Here is a 6,458-nt window from a genome sequence, read left to right as displayed (position 1 = left end):
AGTCGTGTCATTCTAAGTAAACGGTATTGCATTTACGCAGCTATTACCGCGAACCCCCAGCTGAGCACAGTTTCGGGCGCCGGGACGGTGTCGGGGCCGTCCGGTACCGTTCCCGACCGTGGATATGGAGACGGAACCCGCCAACGACGGCCAGCTCGTGGTGCCCGGTGTCGGTTCCCGATCGAGGTGGCGGATTCCCGGGAGAAGTGGCGGATCGGTGGCGGGTTCCCACCGGAAGTGGCGAAGATGTTCCGGTGCTGACTGCTTCCGAGCTCCGAGACGATGCGAGTGCCCGGGGTGATTGCTGGGTCGAGGTGGAGTTCGTGACGGTCTCCGGTGACCGGCGGAGGCTGCCGTGGCAGTCGTTTCCACAGGTCGCTGCGCAGATCGGGGGTCCGGTGCGGTCGTTCTCGTCGTACCGGGGGCAGAAGAACTTCCCCGGCTGGTACTGGTCGGCGACGCTGGGCCGGCGGATCGGGTTCGAGTCGTGGGTGGAGCGGGATCATCTGGTGGCGTTGGATTTCGACCCGACCGTGTCGGATGTGGTGTCGCAGCCGTTCACACTGCTGTGGGACGCCGGCACGCGCCGGAGGCGGCGGCACACCCCGGACTTCCTGGTCCGGCTCGACCACGGGCGCACCCTGGTGCTGGATTCCCGGCCGTCCGAGCGGATCAAGGACCGGGATCGGGAAGCGTTCGCGGCGACGGCACGGGCCTGCGGCGAGGTCGGCTGGGAGTACGCGGTGTGGGACCGGCTGGACCCGGTGCTGGCGGCGAACCACCGTTGGTTGGGCGGCTACCGGCATCCCCGCTGTTTCGACGAGCCGACGGCGCGGGACCTGCTGCAGGTGTTCGCGTGCCCGCAGCCGCTGCTCGACGGCGCGGAGGCGGCCGGGGATCCGCTGGGCACCTTGCCGGTGCTCTATCACTTGATGTGGCGACGTTGGCTGCTCGCGGATCTGGCGCTGGTGTTGTCCCATCGGACGGTGGTGCGGGTGTCGCCGCACGTGGCGGACGTGGCGGATCTGGCGAGTGCCCGGTCGGTGCCGTTGTCCGAGCAGGGGTGGTGATGAGGTCGCCACGTCCGGTGGTGTCGGTCGGCGACCGGGTCGTGTTCGAGGGCACGGCGCACGCGGTCGTCGCGCTCTCGGGTACCAAGATCCGCTTGTTGTCCGAGGCGGGCGAATCGAGCGTGGTGGCGTTGTCGTTCCTGCTGGCAGCGGAGGACTTCGAACTGGTCGGTGCGGCTCCGGCACCGAAGATCGAGCCGAGCAACTTGCTCGCATCGCTGCCGGAGAAGGTGCTGGAGGCGGCCAGGGACTGGGAATGTCACGTGATCGAGGTCGAGACGGGTCTGCTTCCGGACACTCCGGAGGATGCGCAGCCGCGGCCGGGGTACGACCCGACGGTGTTCTCGCTGAAGTCGAGGGAGACGCGAAAGGCCGCGGAGCTGACCGCGGCCGGCCGCAAGACCAGCGCCCGCACGGTGCAGCGGATGCGGCAGCGCTACCGCGAGCAGGGGTTGTGGGGGCTGGTCGACACCCGCTACACCAGGACGGCCGCGCCGACCGGGCAGGTCGACCCGCGGGTGATTGCCGCGGCGACGGCGGTTATCGACGCCCAGACCGGCACGTCGACGGGCACGAAATCGCGGGTCATCGCGAGGGTGAAGCAGATGCTCGACGACGAACACGGGCCCGGGGTGGTGCCGATGCCGTCGAAGACGACGTTCTACCGGCTGCTGGACGTGCTGGCCCAGGGCCGGCACACGTTCGGTTCGGCGCTCACCCGCCGGTCGGCGGCGCACAGGCCCGACAAGGTCTACACCCCGGCCACCGCCGCGCGGCCGGGGGAGCTGGTGCATCTGGACACCACCCCGATCGATGTGATGGCGGTGATGGACAACGGGGTGATCGGTCGCGCCGAGCTCGTGCTGGCCGTCGATATCGCCACCCGCACCATCGGCGCGGGAGTGCTCCGGCCGGTCGGCGCGAAAGCCGTCGACGCTGCGCTGATGCTGGCGCGGATGAGCGTTCCCGAGCCGATGCGGCCGGGCTGGGACCATGCGCTGGCGCTGGCGGCGTCGCGGATCCCGTATCGGCGGCTGGTGACACTGGACGCGCGGATGGCGATGGCGGCCGCCAAACCGGTGATCGTCCCGGACACCGTCGTGATCGACCACGGCAAGGTGTTCATGTCGGAGGTGTTCGCCCGCGCCGCGGACACCTTGGGCATCTCGGTGCAGCCCGCGCACGTGCTGACCCCGACCGACAAGGCCATCGTCGAACGCACCTTCTCCTCGATCAATACCCTGTTCTGCCAGCATGTTTCCGGCTACACCGGCCGCGACGTCACCCGCCGCGGCACCGACGTCGACGAGCGCGCCGTCTGGTCGCTGGCGGATCTGCAGGAGTTGTTCGACGAATGGGTGCTGGCCGGTTGGCAGACCCGCCCGCACGAGGGGCTGCGGCACCCCTTCAGCCCCACCGAGAACGCGTCACCGAACGATGTCTACGCGGCGCTGATCGCCGCGGCCGGGTATGTCCCGGTCACCTTGACCGGCGAGGACTATGTCGAGTTGTTGCCGGCGCAATGGCGCGCCATCGGCGATGCCGGTGTTCAGATCGACTACCGCACCTACAACAGCAGCGAGCTGCGCGGTTTCGCCGGGGAATCCTCGGGCATCGTCCCCAAGGGCGGCCGCTGGGAGGTCCATTACGACCCCTACGACGTCTCGCGGGTCTGGGTCCGGAACCACCGCGGCCGCGGCTGGATCACCGTCCCGTGGACGCACCGGAACATCGTGCGGCAGCCGTTCGCCGATTTCACCTGGCGCGCAGCACGGAAACTGGCAGCGCAGCGCGGCGTCGACGACGCCAACGAGATGGCGGTCGCGGTGATCCTGGCCGCGCTGCTGCGCCGCGCCGAAGCCGGCCCCGACACCCGCCGTCCGCTGGCTCGCCATGCGTGCACCCGCGAGATGCCCAACCACCTGCCCGTGGAGGTCACCGAGGTCGGCCGATGGCCCACCGCCCTGCCCGAACCGGCCCGGCCCCCGGCGTTGCCGCCCGCACTGCCGGTCCAGGCGGAATCGGATCCGACGATCGAGGCCGACGCCGAGACCGTGGTGCCGTTCGGGCTGCTCGATGCCTTCGACGAGCAGGAAGGCCGCTGGTGAGCTCGATACATCTCGATGCCCGGCACCCGCTGGCCACCAAGGAGGGCTGGTCGTCGTTCGTCGGCACGGCCCATCCTCAACCACCGCAGATGCTCTCCGGCAGCGATCGTGAGCGGATGGACGAGCTCGAGCGGGAACTCTACGACGAGGCCCGGCAGGACTATCACTCGTCGTTGCTGCTGGTCGCCACTCCCGACATCCGCAAGGTTCTGCACACCGGGCAGAAATTGATCGTCAACAACCGCGGCAAGCAGCTCGGCCGGCGGGGCTTGCTGGTCTCCGGCGGCAGCGGGACCGGAAAATCGACGTCGATCACGCACTTGGGTCGCCGGTTCCAGCTCGACTTCGAACGCCGCAATCCCGGGATCCCCGACCGCATCCCGGTGGTCTACATCGTGATTCCACCCGACGCCGACCCGAAGGCCCTGGCCGGGGAGATGGCGGTGTTCCTGGGACTGCCCGTTGGCCGCCACGACTCCCCACAAGCCCTCGCGCACGCGGTCGCCGCGGTGATGCGCCGGGCCGGCACCCGGCTGGTCCTGGTCGACGAGATCCACCGGTTGGATCTGTCGACGAAGAAGGGAAAAGACGCATCCGACCAGCTGAAATACTTCTTCGACTCGATCTCCGCCACGTTCGTGTACTCCGGTCTGGACCTGGAAGAAACCAACCTGTTCTCCGGCGTCCGGGGCCGGCAGATCGCCGGCCGGTTCATCCCGGTCACCACCGGGCCGTTCTCCTACCACACCATCGCCGCCAAGAACGACTGGAAGAAGCTGGTCGCCACGATGGAGCAGTCACTGCGGCTGCACCGCCACACACCCGGAACCCTGATCGACTGGGCACCCTACCTGCACGCCCGCACCGGCGGCATGATCGGCAGCCTCGATCAGCTGATCTACGAGGCCGCCAACGACGCCATCAGCGACGGCACCGAGAAGATCACCAAAGCCCACCTCGAAGCGGTCATCCTCGACATCGCTGCGGGCAATCAATACGACCCGCGCCGCAAGCCGCTGTCATGACCGTTCTTCCGCTCTGGCACAAGCCCGCCGTCCCGCTGCCGTTCCGGGTTCGCCCGGTCCGCGGCGAGACGACCCTGTCCTTCGTGTTCCGGCTCGCTGCCGCGAACGAACTGGTCAGGCCGACAACACTGCTCCGGTCGATCGGGCACCCGGACAACACCAGCCCGGACCGATTCATGGTCCTCAAGAACTGGGACGTCCAGCTCAACCTCGCCGCCCGGCAGCGGCTCGCGATATTCGCGGGCATCCCGCTGAAGCAACTGGCACGCAGCCTGCCGATGCCCGGTCCGCGGCGCGATGCCATCGACCCCGCCACACCCAGCCTGCATTTCGCCGGCGTCAGCTCACATACGCGCACGCACTGCCCTCGCTGCATCGCACAGATTCCCGGCGCTCCCGTGATCAGGGTCTACTCGTCGGCGGCCGAGGGCTACTGCCGCCGGCATCAGCTCTGGCTCGGGGAGTGCGCCGCACAGCCGCCGGTGAACCTCAGCTCCGCACCCGAGATCGCGAAAGCGATCCATCGGCGCGACAAGCTGTTTCGCAGCGACGAGGACCCAGACTGGATTTCCAGCCATGTCAACACCGCCCAAGACATCATGATCGCCTGGCGGCGGAACCCCGATCCGCTCCTGCACCGGCGGCTCACCCGGCGATGGAACGCGCGTGAGGACGCGGTCAACGCCGTCAACCACGCCCCACAGCTGCTGCCGACCCGATTGCTCGTTCTGCCCGAGACGGTGATCCTCGCCGAAATCCTGATCGATCCGACCTGGCGTCGCCGGATCGGGCTCGCGGAGCTGGTCCACGAACAGCGACCGTTCTACCTGCACATCGCCCACCGTCTCGGATTCCTCGGCTGGACCGCAGGCCTGCACACCGACAACGACCCCCTACGCCGCTGGGTCGACCAACACCAAGCCCAGCACCGACACACCTACAGATTCACCTACCGACACCACACCCCGAGCCGATGACACATCCCGGACCGCCACGCGCACGAACCCACCACCCCGACCAGAAATCCGCCACTTCAGACGGGAAACAACGACACATGGCAGCACAGACCCCGCATGGCGAGCCGCAGTTCACCGAGAATCAGCCTCGCCACACCAGACGGGACCTGACAGCCGCGGAGCCCGCCACGCCGTCCGTGCCGGTGTTGCAGGTCGAGACCCTCGTGCAGGTGGCCGGGACGGCGGCGCGGTCGCGGTCCGAGTCGACCCGGCGCAACTACGCCGCGGACTGGGCCCGGTTCACCGCCTGGTGCCAGCGCGAAGGCCACAGCCCGTTGCCGGCGCATCCGCTCACCGTCGCCGCCTATCTTCTCGACGCGGCGTCGACGGTGACGGAAGTGGGGGAGCGCGCCTACTCACCCTCAACGTTGGCCCGCTGGGTGGCGGGCATCGGTTTCCACCACCGCCGCGCCGCCCATCCCGCCCCCGGCAGCGACGAGCTCGTGGCCGCGACCCTGTCCGGGATCCGCCGCGATTACGCCGCGGCGGGGGAGCGGCCCCGCACGCCGCGGGCGCCGCTGCTTACCGCGGACATCGTCACCATCGTCGAGAAGATGCGCGCGGGCAGCGGCAGTTGGGCCGCGGAGGTCCTCGAACGCCGCGACTCCGCCATCCTCTTGGTGGGTTTCGCCGGGGCGTTCCGGCGCAGCGAACTCGTGGTGCTCACGTGCGGTGATGTCTCCTTGCATCGGCTCGACGGCCTGCACATCCGTCTGCGCAAGTCCAAGACCGATCAGGAGGGGCGGGGGAGTGTCCGGGCGCTGCCGTTCACCCACAGTCACACCAGTTGCCCGCCCTGTGCGTGGCTGCGGTGGGCGCAGGTCGTCGCCGTCTTCGACTCCGGGGGTCGGCCTGCCGTCATCCGGCTGCTGCGCACCGCCGAACCGTTCGAGGCGCACGTGTGCCGCGGTGTGCGTCCGCGCATGGTGCCGTCCTCGCCGTGGTTGCGGGCGATCCGTAAGAACGGCAATCTCTCCGACACCGCCCTGTCGGGAGCGGCGGTGCACCAGGTGATCCGCCGCCGCGCCGCCCAGGCCGGCTACGACCCCGACATCGTCCAGCAGCTCGGTGGGCATTCGCTGCGGGCCGGGTTCGTCACCCAGGCCTTCCGCAACGGCGCCAGTGCGCACGCGATCATGCGTCAGACTGGGCACAGCACCCCCGCCATGCTCGAAACCTACGCCCGCGAAAACGCCCCGCTCATCGGCAACGCCGTCACCAACCTCGGGTTGTGAGCGC

The 6,458-nt window shown here is 69.0% G+C and carries 5 protein-coding genes; all 5 read left to right on the top strand.

Features of this window, described 5'->3' with window-relative positions; genetic code table 11:
* Positions 1–323: 323 nt before the first annotated feature.
* The 5 genes from OEY_RS0125975 to OEY_RS0125955 all read left to right on the top strand — a co-directional run bounded on the left by OEY_RS0125975 (position 324) and on the right by OEY_RS0125955 (position 6,454).
* Positions 324–1,070, top strand: a complete 747-nt coding sequence (locus OEY_RS0125975; protein ID WP_237211733.1) for a TnsA-like heteromeric transposase endonuclease subunit — start codon at positions 324–326, stop codon at positions 1,068–1,070.
* A complete protein-coding gene (locus tag OEY_RS0125970; protein ID WP_043805981.1) occupies positions 1,070–3,178 on the top strand; it encodes a Mu transposase C-terminal domain-containing protein in 2,109 nt (702 codons plus the stop codon). Before OEY_RS0125975 ends, OEY_RS0125970 begins: the two co-directional genes overlap by 1 nt.
* A complete protein-coding gene (locus tag OEY_RS0125965) occupies positions 3,175–4,203 on the top strand; it encodes a TniB family NTP-binding protein (protein WP_010596658.1) in 1,029 nt (342 codons plus the stop codon). The genes OEY_RS0125970 and OEY_RS0125965 overlap by 4 nt, the downstream gene beginning before the upstream one ends.
* Positions 4,200–5,180, top strand: coding sequence for a TniQ family protein (locus OEY_RS0125960; protein ID WP_010596657.1), 981 nt, complete (start codon positions 4,200–4,202; stop codon positions 5,178–5,180). Before OEY_RS0125965 ends, OEY_RS0125960 begins: the two co-directional genes overlap by 4 nt.
* Before the next feature lie 77 nt (positions 5,181–5,257).
* The gene (locus OEY_RS0125955) at positions 5,258–6,454 is read left to right on the top strand and encodes a site-specific integrase (protein ID WP_010596656.1); all 1,197 of its coding nucleotides are present in this window, start codon (positions 5,258–5,260) and stop codon (positions 6,452–6,454) included.
* Positions 6,455–6,458: the final 4 nt, after the last annotated feature.

This window comes from Rhodococcus sp. P14 (genome assembly GCF_000256505.1).
GTDB classification, from domain to species: domain Bacteria; phylum Actinomycetota; class Actinomycetes; order Mycobacteriales; family Mycobacteriaceae; genus Rhodococcus; species Rhodococcus ruber.
This window is presented reverse-complemented; position numbering and strand designations above follow the sequence as displayed.